Raw genomic sequence first — 232 nt, forward strand, 5'->3', positions numbered from 1 at the left:
GCCACGAGGGCCGCGGCGTCCTGGGCCGCGGTGGCCGCGGCGCGCACCAGCCCGGCCCGCACGCCGGGGCCGAGGCCGGCGTCGGGGTCCTCGAGAGCGGGCAGCACGCGGGTGCGGACCCGCGAACGCAGCAGCGCGGGATCGCGGGTGTGCGGGTCCGCGAACCAGGTCAGCCCGGCCCAGCGGCAGGTCGTCTCGGTGGCCCTCCGCGTCAGGCCCCGCAGCGGGCGGG

Annotated in this window: 1 pseudogene; it reads right to left on the reverse strand. The window is 81.9% G+C overall.

From position 1 onward, the window contains the following. A pseudogene (locus tag KVS67_RS13520) lies at nt 1-232 on the reverse strand (tRNA(Ile)-lysidine synthetase); the annotation flags it as partial.

The organism is Micrococcus sp. GbtcB5, from assembly GCF_019091605.1.
In the GTDB taxonomy this organism is placed as follows: Bacteria; Actinomycetota; Actinomycetes; order Actinomycetales; family Micrococcaceae; genus Micrococcus; species Micrococcus luteus.